Origin of the sequence: Mycobacterium barrassiae (assembly GCF_025822765.1) — a bacterium.
Taxonomy (GTDB): domain Bacteria; phylum Actinomycetota; class Actinomycetes; order Mycobacteriales; family Mycobacteriaceae; genus Mycobacterium; species Mycobacterium barrassiae.
On record NZ_JACKUK010000027.1, the window covers coordinates 60,531 to 77,871 of the forward strand.

Consider the following 17,341-nt stretch of genomic DNA (forward strand, 5'->3'; position numbering starts at 1 on the left):
GATCCGGTGCAGATACTGGAACCATGTCAACCGCTACCCCACTGACCGGCGCCGACGTGATGGCGCAGTTCATCCCGGCTTCGCCGTTTGTCGCCAAGCTCGGCATCGTCGCCGAGGTCCTCGACGGCGACGAGGTGCGCCTACGCCTGCCGTGGGACCCGTCCAACGTCACCGTCGGCGACATGGTCCACGGCGGCGCCGTCGCCGCGCTCGCCGATGTCGCGGTGATGGCCGCCGCCTGGGTGGACGCCGAGGTGCCCGACTCGCTGCGCGGCGTGACCACGTCGATGTCGATGCAGTTCATGGCGCCGGCCCGTGCGACGGACCTCATCGCGATCGGCCGGGTGTTACGGCGCGGCAAGACGTTGGTGAATTGCGACGTCGACGTCGTCACCCCGGACGGCGAGGCCGTCGCGAAGGCGATAGCGACCTACAAGATGGGCTGAGTGGGCTACCCATTCCCTCGAGTGCACGCTTGTTGTACGTAAAACGCGAGTAGCGCCGAGAACAAGCGCGCACTCGGCGGGGAACCTAGAGCGTCACCTCGTTGAGCTTGCCGGTGGCCACGTCGAAGACGAAGCCGCGCAACGACTCATGCTTGGTGACGAACGGGCTGGCCTCGATGCGGCGCAACGACTGACGCACGTCCTGCTCCACATCGGGAAACGACTCCGCCGCCCACTCGGGCTTCAGACCCGTCTCATCCTGAATCGCCTTCTTGAAGTCGTCATCGGTGAACGTCAGCATCCCGCAGTCGGTGTGGTGGATCAGGATGATCTCTTTCGTGCCGAGCAGCCGCTGACTGATGGCCAACGAACGGATCTCGTCATCGGTCACCACACCACCGGCATTGCGAATCACGTGGGCTTCCCCGTCCTTCAGGCCCAGGATCCGATACACATCAAGCCGAGCATCCATGCACGCCACCACCGCGACATGCTTGCTCGGCGGCAACGGCAGCGGACCCTTGAACGTGCTCGCATAGGCCTCGTTGTTCTTCAGGTACTCCTCGGTGACAGACATGCCCCGACCTTATCGCCCGATCAGCTGCTTATTGGAGCGTCGAGGTCGTACACCGTCGTGCCCGCCACGTCGATGGGTCTGAAGTTGTCTTTCACCCAGGTCGCGATGTCGTTGGCGGCACCCGACTCCCGCCAGGGGGGACCGCCGTGGCCGCCGGAGATGAAGTACCGCACCTCGTGGTTGGCGACGTAGGACTGGAATTGCTCGAGCGTCGGCGAGTTGTCGACACCGGTGAACCCGCCGATCGCCATGATCGACGCGCCGGTTTTCAGTTCCAGACTGCTCGCGCCCATCGAGCCGATTGTGGCCGCGGCCCAACGGTTGTCCGCCCCTTCGACAAGATGCTGCAAGGTCGCGTTATCGGCGAGCCCACCCGGACCGTCGCCACGCGGGGGAACCATCGGGGCGACGCGGCTCGGGCCTGCCATCGCCATCGGCCCAGCGCTGTGCGAGCTGGTCACCGTCGCGATGGAGTATCCGGTGGGTCCTAGCAGTCCGAAAAGCATTGCGGCCGCAATCAACACCGGCGTGTAACGGCCCACCCGGTGGGCCCCGACGGCGAGGATCGCCGCCACGAGGATCGATCCGATCAGCGCCACCCAGCGCAGCGCCGGCCACCAGTCCGGCGTTCGGTCGAGCAGGATGAACGTCCACACGCCGGTGCCCGCGGACATCGCCGCCAGCAGTACGCGTGGCACCAGGAACTCCCTGCCGCGCCACAGTTCTCGCGCCGAGATGCCGACCAGTGCGGTGATCGCCGGCGCCAGCGCGACGGTGTAATAGGGGTGAATGATGCCGTCCATGAAGCTGAACACCGCGCCGCTGACCACCAGCCAGCCGCCCCACAGCAGGAGTGACGCGCGCAATCCCGCGGTGCGGACGGTGCCACGCGTGAACCAGAGTCCGGCCAGCAGGCCGATCAGTGCCGCGGGCAGCAGCCATGAGGCCTGGGCGCCCATCGACTCGCCGAACAACCGGCTGATGCCCGGATCCCCTCCGAAGAAGTGGTGCGCTCCGTTCGGAACGCCGGATCCCCCTCCCGGCGGCGGCCCACCGGGCGGACGGCCTTCGCCACCGCTGCCGATGACACGTTCGATTCCGTTGTAGCCCAACGTCAATTGCAGCAGGCTGTTGTCTGATGACCCGCCGATATAGGGCCGTGAGTCAGCAGGCCACAGATCGACCAGAACGAGATACCAGCCGGCGGAGACGACCATGGCCAGACCGCCGATCGCCAGCTTGCCGATGCGCTTCCAGATCCCCACCGGCGCTGCGACGAGGAACGCCAGTGCGAGGCCGGGAACCACCAGGAAGGCCTGCAACAACTTGGTGAGGAACGCGAAGCCGATGAGGCAGCCGGTCAGCACCATCCAGCGGGTACCGGCCGTCTCGATGGCCCGCACCATGCAGTAGGCCGCCACGACTAGCAGCAGCACCAGCAGGGCATCGGGGTTGTTGAACCGGAACATCAACGCGGAAACGGGAGTCAGCGCCAGTGCCGCGCCCGCGATCAGTCCCGCCGCAGGTCCGCTGCTGCGGCGGACGGTCGCATACAGCACCCCGACCGCGCCCACACCCATCAACGCCTGCGGCAGCAGCATCGAGAACGCGCTGAACCCGAAGATCCGCCCCGACAACGCCATCAACCACAGGGATGCGGGCGGCTTGTCGACGGTGATCGCGTTGCCGGCGTCCAGCGACCCGAAGAGCCACGCCTTCCAGTCCTGGGTGCCTGCCTGCGCGGCGGCGGCGTAGTAGTCGTTGGCCCAGCCGGAGGAGCCGAGCCCCCACAGGTAGAGCACCGCGGTTGCCGCCAGCAGAGCGAACAGCGCGGGACGCACCCAACGTGGTTGAACATCCCCGAGGTCGTTCGATGCGGGCGCGGTGTGCTGATGCACGTCGGCGGCGATGGTCATCAATGGATTCCTTTGCGTTTCAGGAGAATCAGCGAGTCCGGCGGGGATGGAAGACCCAGCCACGCAGGAGGACGAACCGCGCTGCCGTGGCCACGAGGTTCGCCGCCACCAGCACAGCGAGCTCGACCAGGTGATGCGGGTCGGTGACGAAAATGTGCAGGACGGCCAAGGATCCGCTGGTGATCGCCAGTGCGATCGCGAACACGATGAGACCCTCGACGTGGTGCCTGGTCACGTTGGCGGTGCCGCCGATTCCGAAGGTGAATCGTCGGTTGGCCGCGGTGTTGCCGATCGCGGTCAGCAGCAGTGCGATCAGGTTCGCCGCCTGCGCGCCGAGCGAGCCCTGCAGCAGCACGAAGAGCACGGCGTAGGCCGCCGACGACACCACGCCGATCGTGCCGAATCGCACCACCTGACGGAACAGCGATCCCGGGGCGGCCGACCGCTGTGATGAACCCAGCTGTGCGGCAATGGTGTTCACCGGAATCGAGCCGTTGGCGAAGCTGCGCAGCAGCCGGCCGATACCCCTGAGATCAGCCGCCGCGGTCGCGACGATGTCCACCCGGCTGTCCGGATCGTCCACCCAGTCCACCGGGATCTCGTGGATGCGCAGACCGCTGCGTTCCGCGAGCACCAGCAGTTCGGTGTCGAAGAACCATCCGGTGTCGGCGACATGGGGCAGCAGGCGCTGGGCGACGTCGGCCCGAATCGCCTTGAACCCACACTGCGCATCCGAAAACCTCGCCGCGAGGGTGGATTTGAGGATCAGGTTGTAGCAGCGGGAGATGACCTCGCGTTTGGCGCCTCGCACCACCCGTGAGCCCCGTCCCAGCCGGGTACCGATCGCGAGGTCGGAGTGTCCCGACACCAGCGGGGCCACCAACGGCGCGAGTGCGGCCAGATCGGTGGACAGATCGACGTCCATGTAGACCAGCACGGGCGCGTCGGACGTCGACCACGCGGCGTGCAGGGCCCGACCGCGTCCCTTTTCGGGCAGTCGCAGTACGCGGATACCGCTCAGCTCGGCGGCCAGTTCAGTGGCGATCTGTGTCGTGTCGTCGGTGCTGGCGTTGTCGGCGATGGTGATGCGCGCTGAGAACGGAAAGTGCTCCCGCAGATGGCGGTGCAGGCGGTGCACCGAATCGGCGAGGGCGGCTTGCTCGTTGTATACCGGCACCACGACGTCGAGTACCGGAACGCCGGCCTCGCGCGCTATCTCGGTGGCATTGGGTCGGGATTCGAAACGGGTCCGAGCAGACATGCCACGTTCGAGGGCGAGATCGGTCATGGAACCCATCGTCGATCGGCCGGTTGTGTTGGCCATTGGGCCAAGCTGTGTGCCAGCTATGAGTTCATCGGCGGCCGGCTGAGGTCGTAGATGACCGTGCGCTCGACGTCGAGCGGCGTGAAGTGCGTCTCGACCCACTCCGCGATGTCGACCGCCGCCCGGCTTCCGCCGTGCGGCGATCCCCACGACATCATCCGACCGCCGATGAAGTAGTGGATCTGCCGCGTCGCGACGAGGTGTTGAAACTCCTCGAGCGACGGTGCGGGATCGGTGCCGTTGAAACCTCCGACCGCCATCACCGGCGCACCGCTGGCCAGCTGATAGCCCGCGGCGTTGTTGGAACCGACGACCGCCGCGGCCCAGGTGTAGTCGTCGGCGTCGCGGACCAGTGTCGCCGTCAGCGCTACCCCGGGTTTCGGTGCATCCAGCAGACCGACGGGCCCGCCGCCGAACCCGTGGCGCGATGGGCCGACGTTCGGTATCGCGCCGCCGTGCGGCGTCGCCGCCGTCACGATCGAGTATGCCGCAGGCGCAGCCAAGCACGACACGATCGCAAGTCCGGCAACAGCCCGCGCCACCGTCGGCGTCAACCGGCCGGCGACCAGCAACAGTGCCGCCGCTGCCACTCCCCCGACCGCGACCACCGCCCGCAGCCACGGCATCCACTCCGCGTGACGGGACAGCAACACCGCCGCGAGGACAGCTGTCACCAGCACTGTGCCGGACAGCGCGGTCGCAGCACGGATGTCAGATCTGTTCCGCCACAACAGTGTTGCGCCGATGCCGACACACGCGCCGGCGGCGGGCGCCAGCGCGACCGTGTAGTACGAATGCACGATGCCGTTGGCGAAGCTGAACACCATCGCGGTGACGGCAAGCCAGCCGCCCCAGAGAATCAGGGCGGCTCTCGCCGGGTCGGTGCGGGGTGCACGGCGCGTGATGAGCAGGCCGGCAACGAGACAGATCGCCGCCGCCGGCAGCAGCCATGCGATGTCCAACCCCATCCCCGCGCCGAACAGCCGGCCCCATCCGACATCATGGTTGAGATTGCCAAGACCGCCGGTCTCATCACCGGTCAACCGGCCTAAGCCGTTGTAGCCCAAGGTCAATTCGATGATGCTGTTGTGCTGCGACCCGCCGATGTACGGTCGTGACGACGCCGGCCAGAGCTCAACAAGAGCGAGGTACCACCCTCCCGATACGGCGACCGCTGCAGCCGCCAGGAGCAGGTCGCCGATCCGCCGTTTCAGCGGGCGGTGTCCCGCGACGAGGTAAGCGACCGCGAATCCGGGCAGAACCAGGAACGCTTGAAGCATTTTCGCGAGGAAGCCGAATCCGACCGCAGCACCTGCAACGACCAACCACCAACGGCCGGCGTCCTTTTCACACGCGCGCTGTACGCAGTACGCGGCAGCAACCAGCAGAAGCACCAGCAGCGCATCGGGGTTGTTGAACCGGAAGATCAACGCCGCGACCGGGGTGACGGCCAGCACCGCGCCGGCCAACAGTCCGGCGCCCGGGTCGGCGACACGGCGGACGGCCGCGTAGAGAATGCCGACGGCTGCGACACCTTCGAGCGCCTGGGGCACGAGCACACTCCAGGGGTTCAGCCCGAACAGCCGCACCGATACGTCGATGACCCACAGCGCCGCGGGCGTCTTGTCGACCGTGATCGCATTGGCGGGATCGCTGGAGCCGAACAGCATCGCCGTCCAGTCACTCGCGCCCGCCTGCGCCGCCGCTGCGTAGAAGGCGTTGGCCCAGCCGCTCGCCGAGAGGTTCCACACGTACAGCACCGCCGTCGCCGTCAGCAGCACGCCAAGTCCGAGTCGCGACCAGACAGAAATGTCCCGCGTCGCCCGGCGTGTCAGTGCATTTTCTGTCTGCTCGCGAGGAATGGCGAGGGTCGTGGTCACTGCGACAATGCTGTCTGTCCGGGCTATGCCCCCGATTGGCCCGCGCTGGGCGTTACCTGTGAATCACCGGGCAATGTCACGGTGAACACCGTCGCACCGGGCTCACTGTGCACATCGATGGCGCCGCGGTGGGCCTTGACGACGGCCGCGACGATCGCGAGTCCCAACCCGGTGCTGCCCCCGCGCCGCGAGCGCGACGTGTCGCCGCGCGCGAATCGCTCGAAGATCTCGGGCTGCAACCACTCCGGGATGCCGGGGCCGTCGTCGGCCACCGTCAACACGGCACCTCCGCCGGCGGCACGAGACAACGAGGTGGTGACCGACGTTCCCGCCGGGGTGTGCGTGCGCGCGTTGGCCAGCAGGTTGGCCAGCACCTGATGTAGCCGGGCCTCGTCGCCGGTGACGGCGACGGGCTCGTCGGGCACGTCGAGTGACCAGTTGTGGTCGGGCCCGGCGATGTGGGCGTCACTGACGGCGTCGACGACCAACCGCGAAAGGTCCACTGGCTCTTGCTCCAACGGTCGCCCAGTGTCCAGACGGGCGAGCAGCAGCATGTCCTCGACGAGTTGCGTCATCCTGGCGGTCTCGGACTCGACCCGACTCATCGCGTGTGCGACGTCGTCGGGTACGTCGCCGCGTTTGCGTTGCGCCAGCTCGGTATAACCGCGGATCGCGGCGAGCGGAGTGCGTAGTTCGTGACTGGCGTCGGCGACGAACTGACGCACCCGGGTCTCGCTGGCGTGGCGTGCGGACAGTGCACCGGCGATGCGATCAAGCATCCGGTTCAATGCTGAGCCCAGCTGCCCAATCTCGGTGTGGGCGGCCGCCGGGTCGACCTCCACGATCGGCGTCGGCAACCGAACCTCGCCCCGGTCGAGTTCCAGGTCGGCCACCTGTCGTGCCGCGGCGGAAACGGTTGACAGCGGGGCGAGTTGGCGGCGAATGATCACGATTCCCACGACCGTCCCGCCGATGAGGGCCACCGCCCCCACCACGCTGAAGATGATCGCGACGGTGAGCAGGGTGTCGTCGACCTCGGAGGTAGGCAGGCCGGTGACGATGGTCTCGCCGGGGCCGTGCGCGCGCATGGCGATCACACGGTAGCGGCCGAGCCCGTCGAGCTGCACGGTCGTCGGCGCTTCCTGTGGTTCCACGTGAGCCAGTTGTTGTGCTGCGGCGGAACTGATCTCGCTTTGACTGCCGTCGGCGTTGATGACACCGGCGTCGACCGGGGTGCCGTGCGATATCACCGCGCCGACCGTGCGGGCGGCCTGGCCGGGCGCGTTGAGGAACGCCGGCCCGGGCCCCATGTCGTCGCGAATGATCATCCGTCGCGGAAAGCGGGGCGGGAAACCGACGCCCGGTGGCGGCGGGGGCGGCAGGCCGAATTCGAATATGCCCGCGGAACGCTTGGCCGTCTCGGCGAGGCGGTCATCGAGCTGGTTGGTCAGAAAGTGTTGCAGCGCAAACATTGTGCCGACACCGATCCCCGCGCACACCAGGGCGAGCAGAAGTATCTGCGAGGCGAGCAACCGGGTCCGAAGCGACCACGTGCGCGGCGAACGCAGGCGGGTCAGCTTGCCCTCAGCGCGCTGGCTTGAGGACATAGCCGGCACCGCGCAGAGTGTGGATCATCGGTTCGCGCCCGTTGTCGATCTTCTTCCGCAGATACGACACGTACAACTCGACGATGTTGGACCGGCCGCCGAAGTCGTAACTCCACACCCGATCGAGGATCTGCGCCTTGCTCAGCACCCGTTTGGCGTTGCGCATCATGAACCGCAGCAGCTCGAACTCGGTCGCGGTCAAGGTGATCAACTCGCCCGCCCGCGTCACCTCGTGACTGTCTTCGTCGAGCACCAGGTCACCGACGACGAGCTTGGCACCGCCCGACTCGCTGGCGACCCCGGTGCGGCGCAACAGGGCGCGCAGGCGCAGCACCACCTCTTCGATGCTGAACGGCTTCGTCACGTAGTCATCGCCGCCCGCGGTCAGACCGGCGATCCGGTCCTCGACCGAATCCTTGGCGGTCAGCAGCAGCAGTGGCAGGCCCGGGATCTGTTCGCGCAGTCGGTGCAGGACGTCCAGCCCGCTCATGTCCGGCAGCATCACGTCGAGCACCACCACGTCGGGCGGATTCTGGCGGGCCAGGGCGATGGCGGTGGCCCCGTCGCCGGCCGTCGCGATGTCCCAGCCCTCGTACCGCAGGGCCATCGACACCAACTCGGCCAACACCGGTTCGTCGTCGACCACCAGCACATGGATGGGGTTGCCGTCGGCCCTTCGCATCACGACACGTGCAGGCTCCGAGTCGTTGACCGTCGCACCGTTGGAACTCACCACACATCCATTATCGACAAGGCTGTAAGCGATCCCTGTGCGTTCCCTATGCGCCAGCTGTGAAGGTGCCGACACATATCAGGTACACAGCCGACACACATGATGCTCGTGCAGCGTGGACGCATGACGACCGATCAGATCTGGGGCACCCCACAGCCGGCTCAACGCTGGGGCGTACGGGAAAGCGTCACGGCCGTCGGCGTGGCGGCGGTCATCGCAGCGCTGGGCGGTGCCGCCATCTACGCCGCCACCGGCTCGCACGCCCAGCAATCCTTCGGACATGGACCGCCACCAGGCGGTTTCGCGTCTGCGCAGATGATGTCCGCGCTGCCCGCCCTGCATGGGGAGCTGGTCGTCGAAGACGGCAAGGGCGGTTACTCCACCCTGCTCACGCAGACCGGGACGGTGACGGCGATGTCGCCGAGCAGCGTCACGGTGCGCAGCGCGGACTCCTTCGCCCAGACGTATGACCTGCAGCCGTCGACCCGCACAACTCACCCCATCGCGGTCAACGACGAGGTGTCGATCCAGGCCACCCGCGACGGTCAGCGGGTGATCGTCAACACCGTCGACGACAGAATCGGTCCCGGCGGCCCTGCCGGACCACCGGGACCTACCCCCCACAACTGAGACACCTACGGTGTCGGAGCCGGCTCGGCCGTCACCTCGGGTGAGGCGCTCGGAGTCTCGATCTCGGTCTGGCCCGTCTCCGAGGTAGTGGTTTCGCCGAGCGTGATCTCGGGCCCTTCGCCGACGGTGGCAGTGCCCTCATCGTTGGTGGTCAACGCCACGCCTAGAACACCCATCGCCAAGACTGCAGCCGTGCCAACCCCGGCGGACGCGATCTTGATTCGGTTCATCATCACTCCTTCGCCCCTGTCGCAACGGTCTCGGGTGGCGTAGTGATCGGCGGCGTCGCGGCCGAGGTTTCGGGGGCCTCGGGCGCCACGGTTTCGGTGATCGTTTCGCCGGTCGTGATCTCCGAGGTGGTGACCGGACCAGGCGGCGGCGGTTCGGGCTCGTCCTGAGCCGCGCTCACGCCGGTCGCCGATATGCCGAAGATGCCCATCGCCAGCAGAGCGCTGGTGCCCAAAGTGGCCGCGCCCAGCTTCAACTGCTTCGATTCCACCTTGACCTCTCCATTCGGTCTTCGCGAGCCACGTCAGAACGCGACTCATCAACAGTGCCTGACGGGGTCAACACTGACCCCTACACCGGTGGGTAACCGAAGTGGAAAGAGGTGAAACGACTACTTGGCGGCCTCTTCCTCAGAAGGCAGGGGTGCGGGCCCCTTCATCAGGGGTTTGGCGATGCCGACAGTGGGCGCATTCGGCGGCGTGGTCTGCGTGCTCGTCGAGCCGACGGTCATCGACGACGATTTCGCCACCGCGGCGCCGTCGTGCTCCTGGGCCACCATCAGACCGATCGCTGCCATTGCGACCACCGCGCTGGCACCGATCGTGGCCAGACACATCCTGAGCTCGCCCCGGGCTTTGTTCCTGTGCTGACTACCCATCTCACGTTCCCTTCTCGCGCGAGTGTTTCTGCAGCGGCGCAGTCATCGTTGAAATGCAGCTCAACACCACTGAACGCGCCGAATCTGGAAACGCGCCGCACGCCACCTGTGAGTTGTCCAGAGGTCAGCCGCCCGCATCTCATAACCTGTGCGCATGCAGCCCACGTGTGGACCTACCGGATGACGCGCTTCCTCGCGCGCCGGCTGCTCAACTACTTGGTGCTGCTGGCACTGGCGTCGTTGTTCGTGTTCCTGCTCGCCTGGTACCAGTTCGATCCGCTGGACAGCCTGGAAAGCCGCAATCCGCGTCCCCCGCAGGCCGTCATCGACGCCAAACGCGTCGAACTCGGTCTGGACAAGCCTCCGCTGCAGGCTTATGCGCACTGGGCGGCCGGGGCGATCCGCGGCGATTTCGGCACCACCGTCGGCGGGCAGCCGGTTTCGGAGGAGCTGTGGCGGCGAGTCGGGGTCAGCCTGCGACTGCTCATCATCGGCTCGGTGGTCGGAACCATCATCGGCGTGGTCGCGGGCGCCTGGGGCGCGGTCAGGCAGTACCGCCTCAGTGACCGTGTCATCACCGTGCTCTCACTGTTGGTCATCAGCACGCCGACGTTCGTGATGGCCAACCTCCTGATTCTGTCGGCGCTCGGCGTCAACAACGTGCTTGGCGTCCAGCTCTTCGAATACACCGGTGAGACGTCACCGGACGCGATCGGGGGTGCCTGGAACCAGTTCGTCGACCGGCTGCAGCATCTGGTGTTGCCGACCTTCACGTTGGCGTTGGGAGCGATCGCGGTGTACAGCCGCTATCAACGCAACGCGATGCTGGACGTGCTCGGTCAGGACTTCATCCGCACCGCCCGCGCCAAGGGGCTGACCAGACGGCGCGCACTGTTCAAGCACGGTCTGCGCACGGCGTTGATTCCGATGGCGACGCTGTTCGCCTACAGCGTCGCAGGCCTGGTCACCGGCGCGGTGTTCACCGAGAAGATCTTCGGCTGGCACGGTGTCGGCGAATGGGTGGTGACCGGCATCCTCACCCAGGACATCAACATCGTCGCGGCGATCACCATGCTGTCGGCCGTAATGATCCTGCTCGCGGGTCTGCTCTCCGATGTGGTGTACGCGGCGCTCGACCCGAGAGTCCGAGTCTGATGAGCGAACCGGTAACCCAAGAAACGTCGACGGTCGCGCAGTCAGGCGTCGACGTCGCAGGCTTCGCATCGCGACGCACCCTGGTGCTGCGGCGGTTCGTGCGCAACAAGCCCGCGGTGGCGTCCCTGATATTGCTGGCGCTGATGTTCGTCGCCTGCTACGCCCTGCCGCCGCTACTGCCGTACAGCTACAGCGACCTCGACTACTTCGCGCTGCAGCAGCCGCCGAACGTCGACCACTGGTTCGGCACCAACGCACTCGGGCAGGATCTGCTGGCCCAAACCCTGCGCGGTATGCAGAAATCCATGCTGATCGGTGTCTGCGTGGCGTTCATCTCGACGATCATTGCGGCAACCGTGGGCGCGATCGCCGGCTACTTCGGCAGTTGGCGCGACCGCACCCTGATGTGGCTGGTCGATCTGATGCTGGTGGTGCCGAGCTTCCTGCTCATCTCGATTGTCGTGCAGCGCACCAAAGGTGACATCTTCTGGTTGATCGTGCTGCTGGCCGCGTTCAGCTGGATGATCAGCTCCCGGATCGTACGGGGTATGACGATGAGCCTGCGCGATCGCGAATTCGTCGCCGCCGCACGGTATATGGGTGTCAGCAACACGCGGATCATCCTGCGGCACATCATCCCTAACGTCGCGTCGATCATCATCATCGACACCGCGCTCAACGTCGGCGTCGCCGTCCTCGCCGAGACCGGCCTGAGCTACCTGGGCTTCGGCATCCAGCCGCCGGATGTATCGCTAGGCACCCTGATCGCCGACGGTACCAAGTCAGCGACCACCTTCCCGTGGCTGTTCCTTTTCCCCGCAGGCGTTCTCGTGTTGATCATCCTGTGCGCCAACCTCGTCGGCGACGGGTTGCGCGACGCGCTCGATCCCAGCGCCAGGCAGTTGCGGAGGCGGCGGAAGTGAGCCTGCTGGAGGTACGTGACCTCACCGTCGCCTTTCCGACCGACGCCGATCCGGTGAATGCGGTGCGCGGCATGAACTTTGACGTCAACCCGCGCGAGGTCGTCGCCCTGGTCGGCGAATCGGGTGCCGGCAAGTCGGCCAGCGCGATGGCCGTCGTCGGCCTACTACCCGAGTACGCGACGGTGGCCGGCTCCATCAAACTGCACGGCGACGAGCTCATCGGGTTGTCGGATCGACGGATGTCGGAGATCCGCGGCAAGAAGATCGGCACCGTCTTCCAGGATCCGATGTCGGCGCTCACCCCCGTCTACACCGTCGGCGATCAGATCGCCGAGGCGATCGAGGTCCATCAGCGCGACGTCACCCGACGGGCGGCCAAGGCCCGGGCCGTCGAACTGCTCGAACTCGTCGGGATCGCCCAGCCGGAGCGCCGGGCGCGGTCGTTTCCGCACGAGCTGTCCGGCGGCGAGCGGCAGCGGGTGGTCATCGCGATGGCCATCGCCAATGACCCCGATCTGCTGATCTGCGACGAGCCGACCACCGCGCTGGACGTCACCGTGCAGGCGCAGGTCCTCGACGTCCTGAAGACCGCGCGCGACGTCACGGGTGCCGGCGTGCTGATCATCACCCACGATCTCGGGGTGGTCGCCGAGTTCGCCGACCGCGCGCTGGTGATGTACGCCGGACGCCCCGTCGAGATCGCCACCGTCGAAGAGCTGTACCGCGACCGCCGGATGCCCTACACCGCCGGGCTTCTCGGCTCGGTACCCCGGCTCGACACCCCGCAGGGCTCGCGACTGGTGCCCATCCCAGGCGCCCCGCCGTCGATGGCAGCGCTGCCACCGGGCTGCCCGTTCGCCCCGCGCTGCCCGCTCGCCATCGACGACTGCCGCGCCGCGGAACCGGACCTGCTCGAGATGGGCCCGGACCACACCGCCGCATGCATTAGGACCGACCAGGTCGCCGGCCGCAGCGCCGCGCAGATCTACGGCGTGTCCACCGAACCTCCCGCCCGCACAGAGATCTCGGACTCGTCCGTCGTGCTGCGTGTCCAAGACCTCGTCAAGACGTTCCAGCTGACCAAGGGTGTGGTGTTCCGCAGGCACGTCGGCGAGGTACGTGCGGTCGACGGTGTCAGCTTCGAGCTGCGGCAGGGCCGCACGCTGGGCATCGTCGGTGAATCCGGCTCGGGCAAGACGACCACGTTGCACCAGGTGCTGGGGCTGACCGCGCCGCAATCGGGTTCGATCGAGGTGCTCGGCCACGATGTTGCGACGCTGGATCGGCACGCCCGCCGCGAGCTGCGCGGCGACCTGCAGGTCGTTTTTCAGGATCCGGTCGCGTCGCTGGACCCCCGTCTCCCGGTGTTCGATGTTCTCTCAGAGCCGTTGAGCGCCAACGGTTTCGACAAGAGTCAAATCGACGACAGAGTGGCCGAACTGCTCGGCATCGTCGGACTGCGACGGGAGGATGCCACCCGCTACCCGGCGGAGTTCTCCGGCGGCCAGAAGCAGCGCATCGGCATCGCCCGAGCGTTGGCCACCCAGCCCAAGATCCTCGCGCTCGACGAGCCTGTGTCCGCGCTCGACGTGTCGATCCAGGCGGGCATCATCAACCTCCTGCTCGACCTGCAGCAGCGGTTCGACCTGTCCTACCTGTTCGTCTCCCACGACCTGTCGGTCGTCAAACATCTCGCCCACCGGGTGGCGGTGATGTACAAGGGTTCGATCGTCGAGCAAGGCGACGGTGACCAGGTGTTCAACCGCCCGCAACACGACTACACCCGCCGACTGCTTGCTGCGGTTCCGCAACCGGAGGTCAAACGCAGCTAGAGTCTGTGCGCATGAGGATCCGACGCTTCGCTCAGACCTTGGGACTAGCAGCTGTGATCGCCGCCCTCACCCTGTCCGCCTGCTCCGGCAGCAACCAGGAGGCGCCGTCGGCGGGTGGATCCGCGGAAGTCGGCACCACCAACGACATCAACCCGCAGGACGTCGCCAACCTGCGGGAGGGCGGCAACCTCCGGCTGGCGCTCAACGACTTCCCGCCGAACTTCAACTCGCTGCACATCGACGGCAACACCGGCGACGTCGGCTCGCTCATGCGCTCCACGATGCCGCGCGCGTTCCGAATCGCCGCCGACGGGTCGGCCACGGTCAACACCGACTACTTCACCAGCGTGGAGCTGACGAGCACCGACCCCCAGGTCGTGACCTACACGATCAACCCCAAGGCGGTGTGGAGCGACGGCACCCCCATCACGTGGGAGGACATCCAGTCGCAGGTCAATGCCATGAGCGGTAAGGACAAGAACTTCGCGATCGCGGCCACCAACGGCAGCGACCGGGTCGAGAAGGTCGAGCGCGGAGTGGACGACCGGCAGGCTGTCGTCACCTTCGCCAAGCCGTGGGCCGACTGGAAAGGCATGTTCGCCGGCAGCACCGTGCTGTTGCCGAAGACGTCGACGGCCACCCCGGAGGCCTTCAATCGGGCGCAACTCAATGGGCCGGGCCCGTCAGCCGGACCGTTCATCATCTCCAACCTCGACCGTGGGGCGAAGCGGATCACGTTGACGCGCAACCCCAAATGGTGGGGTGAGAAACCACTGCTGGACAGCATCACCTACCTGGTTCTCGACGACGCGGCACGGATTCCCGCATTGCAGAACAACACCATCGACGCCACCGGCCTCGCCACCCTCGACGAGATGGAGATCGCGCGACGCACCAAGGGGATCGCCATCCGCCGCGCCCCCGGGCTCGGTTGGTATCACTTCACGTTCAACGGGGCCCCCGGCAGAATCCTCGCCGACCCCGCACTGCGACGGGCGGTCGCCATGGGCATCGACCGCAACACCATCGCCGCAGTCACCCAGCGTGGGCTCGCCGACAACCCTGTCCCGCTGAACAACCACATCTTCGTCGCAGGCCAGGAGGGCTACCAGGACAACAGCGGTGTCGTCGCCTACGACCCCGAGAACGCCAAGAAGGTGCTCGACGGGCTCGGCTGGCGGATGAACGGCCAGTTCCGCGAGAAGGACGGTAAGCAACTGGTCATCCGCGACGTGCTCTTCGACTCACTCGGGACGCGACAGTACGGCCAGATCGCACAGAACAATCTCGCGCAGATCGGCGTCAAACTCGAACTCGACATCAGGCCGGCCGCCGGCTTCTTCACCGACTACGTCACGGTGGGCAACTTCGATATCGCCCAATTCGCCTGGAGCGGTGACGCATTCCCGTTGGCGAGCCTGACCCAGATCTATCGCACCGACGCGGAGAGCAACTTCGGCAAGATCAGCAGCCCGCAGATCGACGCCAAGATCGAGGAGACGGTCGGCGAACTGGATCCGGCGAAGGCGCGGATGCTGGCCAACGAACTCGACAAGATGCTGTTCGAAGAGGTGTTCAGTCTCCCGCTGACGCAGTCGACCGGAAACATCGCGGTACGAAGCAATTTGGCGAACTTCGGGGCGTTCGGGTTGGCCGACCCGGACTACACGAAGATCGGCTTCATGAAGTAGCGCGCCGCACAGTTCGCGGAACCACCGCGGGCACCGCCGCTTCCAGGGCAGCCGCCGCTTCGATCCCCCAGATCAACGCGCGAACCGCCAACCCGGGCGGCTTCGAATCCAGCGCGGACTCGCGTTCCGGCAGCTGCTCGATCGCACCGTCGTAGATCGACTTGACGATGTCCAGGGCGGCTCGTTCGCGAAAATCGACGATGCTGTGTCCGGCGGTCGCCAGGTTGACCAGGACCGCATTCGGGATCAGCGACGCGACTCGGCGGGCCACCGTCGGCGGGGTGATCAGGTCGCGACCCCCGGAGAGCACCACCGTCGGCCAGGTGAAGTTCGGCATCTCGGCGACCAGATCGAAGGGTTCGGCATCGAATTCCGTTGTGTCTGGGGCTGCTTCGCGATACGCCACCGCGGGATCGAACGGTTCGCCATCAGGTGTCGCCCCATAGTTGAGTTCGCGGTATCCGATGCGGCCGACGAGATCGGGTTCGTGCCGATACGGCGCCTTGCGCTCGAACATCAGACTCGTGGCGTGGGCCATCCCTGACCACAACCAGCGCCGCCCGGTGAGCAGCAGGTCCAGTTGGCGCTGCAGCAGCGTCGGCCCGGCGAAGCCGTAGACGGCCATGGCCAGTTGCGTGGCCGCCGGCGTCAACTGGTCTTCGTGGACCAGGCGTCGCACCTTGGGTGCCAGGTCGGCGGTCTCGGGGTCGTCGCCGTTCCACAGCAGTCGGCGTGCCGCCTCGCGGACGGCGTCGATGTCCTGCGCGGAGAGCACCGGCGAGTCCAGCACCATCGCGTGCACTCGATTCGGATGGCGGACCCCGAACCCCGCAGCGAGATAGGTGCCGTAGGACGTGCCGTAGATGACCGCCTTGTCGACACCCGCGTCATCGAGTACGGCGACAACGTCGTCGACGGCCTGGGCGATCGTCAGCGCCTCCGGCGGCAGATCGGCGCCGCGGTCGTCATGGCGTGACATGCCTACTCCGCGGTGCTCGATCATGATCACATCGAGGCCCTCGGCTACCGCACGGCGCCGAAACCCCCTGTACAACGCGATCGACGCGGCGCCCGGACCGCCGGGGATCACGACCAGCGGATGTGCGGACTTGCGGCCGGTCCGGACGTAGTAGAGGTCGAACTCCTCATCGGTGCCGTCCTGGCCGGCCCGCACCGGCCGCCGGACGGCCCGAACACCTGGCAGCGCCGCGAGTTTGTCGTGCGCCCGCCGACGCTTGGCGTTCATGGTCATCACGTCCATTGTGCCCTCAGCGCGCCGAGGTTCTATAGAGTCGCGGAACGAATGGATCACACCCACGGAACCGAGGCAGGCGTGCGAACTGGAGAGTTCTTCGAGGGAGCCACGAAGGCGTTCGAGGTGCTGGGCGTCTTGTCGATGATCATCGGCTTCCTGTTCGCCTTCGCGCTGTCGGTGGTGACCTGGGCGCGCACAAAGAGCGGCGGCCGCGCGTTCAAGACGTTGCGGGAATCACTGGGAGGAGCAATCCTTCTCGGCCTCGAACTGCTTGTCGCAGCGGACATCGTCAAGACCGTCACGTCGACGCCGTCGCTGACCGACGCCGCCGTGCTCGGGCTGATCGTCCTCATCCGGACGGTGCTCAGCTTCACGATCCAGATCGAGATCGACGGTGTCGCACCGTGGCGCAAGGCGCTGAGAACCGGACCGGAGGTGCTGGCCAGCGCGGCTCGCAAGGCCATGCAACCGGAGCCCGGCGCCTAG

Annotated in this window: 17 protein-coding genes; 7 read left to right on the top strand and 10 right to left on the bottom strand. The window is 66.6% G+C overall.

Features of this window, described 5'->3' with window-relative positions; translation table 11 throughout:
* The first annotated feature begins 23 nt into the window (after nucleotides 1-23).
* Nucleotides 24-446: a PaaI family thioesterase gene (locus H7J93_RS17355; protein ID WP_267307534.1), complete on the top strand. Its 423-nt coding sequence runs from the start codon at nucleotides 24-26 to the stop codon at nucleotides 444-446.
* A gap of 85 nt (nucleotides 447-531) precedes the next feature.
* On the opposite strand, the gene H7J93_RS17360 is transcribed toward H7J93_RS17355, so the two are convergent.
* The 6 genes from H7J93_RS17360 to H7J93_RS17385 are packed head-to-tail and all read right to left on the bottom strand — an operon-like array spanning nucleotide 532 to nucleotide 8,432.
* Nucleotides 532-1,023, bottom strand: a complete 492-nt coding sequence (locus H7J93_RS17360; protein WP_267307535.1) for a beta-class carbonic anhydrase — start codon at nucleotides 1,021-1,023, stop codon at nucleotides 532-534.
* Between the two features lie 20 nt (nucleotides 1,024-1,043).
* Nucleotides 1,044-2,939, bottom strand: coding sequence for an ArnT family glycosyltransferase (locus tag H7J93_RS17365; RefSeq protein ID WP_267307536.1), 1,896 nt, complete (start codon nucleotides 2,937-2,939; stop codon nucleotides 1,044-1,046).
* A gap of 28 nt (nucleotides 2,940-2,967) precedes the next feature.
* Nucleotides 2,968-4,227 (bottom strand): bifunctional glycosyltransferase family 2/GtrA family protein, encoded by a 1,260-nt coding sequence (locus H7J93_RS17370; RefSeq protein ID WP_372507917.1) that lies wholly within the window; start codon nucleotides 4,225-4,227, stop codon nucleotides 2,968-2,970.
* A 56-nt stretch (nucleotides 4,228-4,283) separates the two neighbouring features.
* Nucleotides 4,284-6,143: a glycosyltransferase family 39 protein gene (locus H7J93_RS17375; RefSeq protein ID WP_372507918.1), complete on the bottom strand. Its 1,860-nt coding sequence runs from the start codon at nucleotides 6,141-6,143 to the stop codon at nucleotides 4,284-4,286.
* A gap of 23 nt (nucleotides 6,144-6,166) precedes the next feature.
* Nucleotides 6,167-7,750: a sensor histidine kinase gene (locus H7J93_RS17380; RefSeq protein WP_267307537.1), complete on the bottom strand. Its 1,584-nt coding sequence runs from the start codon at nucleotides 7,748-7,750 to the stop codon at nucleotides 6,167-6,169.
* Entirely contained in the window at nucleotides 7,728-8,432 is a 705-nt protein-coding gene (locus H7J93_RS17385; protein ID WP_267307836.1) for a response regulator transcription factor, read from the bottom strand. Before H7J93_RS17385 ends, H7J93_RS17380 begins: the two co-directional genes overlap by 23 nt.
* A gap of 174 nt (nucleotides 8,433-8,606) precedes the next feature.
* Here H7J93_RS17385 and H7J93_RS17390 point away from each other — a divergent pair, with 174 nt between their 5' ends.
* Complete coding sequence (locus H7J93_RS17390; RefSeq protein WP_267307538.1) at nucleotides 8,607-9,113, top strand: hypothetical protein; 507 nt, start codon at nucleotides 8,607-8,609, stop codon at nucleotides 9,111-9,113.
* Nucleotides 9,114-9,118: 5 nt separating this feature from the next.
* Here the strand turns inward: H7J93_RS17390 and H7J93_RS17395 are convergent, their stop codons facing one another.
* The 3 genes from H7J93_RS17395 to H7J93_RS17405 form a co-directional block, all read right to left on the bottom strand.
* Nucleotides 9,119-9,343 (bottom strand): hypothetical protein, encoded by a 225-nt coding sequence (locus H7J93_RS17395; RefSeq protein WP_267307539.1) that lies wholly within the window; start codon nucleotides 9,341-9,343, stop codon nucleotides 9,119-9,121.
* 2 nt (nucleotides 9,344-9,345) lie between these two features.
* Nucleotides 9,346-9,612 carry a hypothetical protein gene (locus H7J93_RS17400; RefSeq protein WP_267307540.1) on the bottom strand — a complete coding sequence of 89 codons (267 nt, stop codon included), beginning with the start codon at nucleotides 9,610-9,612 and terminating at the stop codon, nucleotides 9,346-9,348.
* Between the two features lie 120 nt (nucleotides 9,613-9,732).
* Nucleotides 9,733-9,918 (bottom strand): hypothetical protein, encoded by a 186-nt coding sequence (locus H7J93_RS17405; protein WP_267307541.1) that lies wholly within the window; start codon nucleotides 9,916-9,918, stop codon nucleotides 9,733-9,735.
* Between the two features lie 261 nt (nucleotides 9,919-10,179).
* Between H7J93_RS17405 and H7J93_RS17410 the strand changes: the two genes are divergently transcribed.
* Genes H7J93_RS17410 through H7J93_RS17425 form a run of 4 tightly spaced genes read left to right on the top strand, consistent with a single transcriptional unit; the run spans nucleotide 10,180 to nucleotide 15,600 of the window.
* Nucleotides 10,180-11,154, top strand: a complete 975-nt coding sequence (locus H7J93_RS17410; protein WP_267307542.1) for an ABC transporter permease — start codon at nucleotides 10,180-10,182, stop codon at nucleotides 11,152-11,154.
* Nucleotides 11,154-12,077, top strand: coding sequence for an ABC transporter permease (locus tag H7J93_RS17415; RefSeq protein WP_267307543.1), 924 nt, complete (start codon nucleotides 11,154-11,156; stop codon nucleotides 12,075-12,077). Before H7J93_RS17410 ends, H7J93_RS17415 begins: the two co-directional genes overlap by 1 nt.
* Nucleotides 12,074-13,909, top strand: a complete 1,836-nt coding sequence (locus H7J93_RS17420; RefSeq protein ID WP_267307544.1) for a dipeptide ABC transporter ATP-binding protein — start codon at nucleotides 12,074-12,076, stop codon at nucleotides 13,907-13,909. Before H7J93_RS17415 ends, H7J93_RS17420 begins: the two co-directional genes overlap by 4 nt.
* A gap of 11 nt (nucleotides 13,910-13,920) precedes the next feature.
* A complete protein-coding gene (locus H7J93_RS17425) occupies nucleotides 13,921-15,600 on the top strand; it encodes an ABC transporter family substrate-binding protein (protein ID WP_267307545.1) in 1,680 nt (559 codons plus the stop codon).
* Here the strand turns inward: H7J93_RS17425 and H7J93_RS17430 are convergent.
* Complete coding sequence (locus tag H7J93_RS17430) at nucleotides 15,590-16,852, bottom strand: alpha/beta fold hydrolase (RefSeq protein ID WP_267307546.1); 1,263 nt, start codon at nucleotides 16,850-16,852, stop codon at nucleotides 15,590-15,592. The genes H7J93_RS17425 and H7J93_RS17430 overlap by 11 nt on opposite strands.
* Nucleotides 16,853-16,933: 81 nt before the next feature.
* Here H7J93_RS17430 and H7J93_RS17435 point away from each other — a divergent pair, with 81 nt between their 5' ends.
* A complete protein-coding gene (locus tag H7J93_RS17435; protein WP_267307837.1) occupies nucleotides 16,934-17,341 on the top strand; it encodes a DUF1622 domain-containing protein in 408 nt (135 codons plus the stop codon).

Excerpts from the sequence above, each read along its gene's own strand:
- H7J93_RS17395 (WP_267307539.1), bottom strand. The coding sequence starts at position 9,343 with ATGAACCGAATCAAGATCGCGTCCGCCGGGGTTGGCACGGCTGCAGTC.
- H7J93_RS17390 (WP_267307538.1), top strand. The coding sequence starts at position 8,607 with ATGACGACCGATCAGATCTGGGGCACCCCACAGCCGGCTCAACGCTGG.
- H7J93_RS17385 (WP_267307836.1), bottom strand. The coding sequence starts at position 8,432 with ATGCGAAGGGCCGACGGCAACCCCATCCATGTGCTGGTGGTCGACGAC.
- H7J93_RS17355 (WP_267307534.1), top strand. The coding sequence starts at position 24 with ATGTCAACCGCTACCCCACTGACCGGCGCCGACGTGATGGCGCAGTTC.
- H7J93_RS17365 (WP_267307536.1), bottom strand. The coding sequence starts at position 2,939 with ATGACCATCGCCGCCGACGTGCATCAGCACACCGCGCCCGCATCGAAC.
- H7J93_RS17360 (WP_267307535.1), bottom strand. The coding sequence starts at position 1,023 with ATGTCTGTCACCGAGGAGTACCTGAAGAACAACGAGGCCTATGCGAGC.
- H7J93_RS17380 (WP_267307537.1), bottom strand. The coding sequence starts at position 7,750 with ATGTCCTCAAGCCAGCGCGCTGAGGGCAAGCTGACCCGCCTGCGTTCG.
- H7J93_RS17370 (WP_372507917.1), bottom strand. The coding sequence starts at position 4,227 with ATGACCGATCTCGCCCTCGAACGTGGCATGTCTGCTCGGACCCGTTTC.
- H7J93_RS17430 (WP_267307546.1), bottom strand. The coding sequence starts at position 16,852 with ATGACCATGAACGCCAAGCGTCGGCGGGCGCACGACAAACTCGCGGCG.
- H7J93_RS17425 (WP_267307545.1), top strand. The coding sequence starts at position 13,921 with ATGAGGATCCGACGCTTCGCTCAGACCTTGGGACTAGCAGCTGTGATC.
- H7J93_RS17410 (WP_267307542.1), top strand. The coding sequence starts at position 10,180 with ATGACGCGCTTCCTCGCGCGCCGGCTGCTCAACTACTTGGTGCTGCTG.
- H7J93_RS17415 (WP_267307543.1), top strand. The coding sequence starts at position 11,154 with ATGAGCGAACCGGTAACCCAAGAAACGTCGACGGTCGCGCAGTCAGGC.
- H7J93_RS17405 (WP_267307541.1), bottom strand. The coding sequence starts at position 9,918 with ATGGCAGCGATCGGTCTGATGGTGGCCCAGGAGCACGACGGCGCCGCG.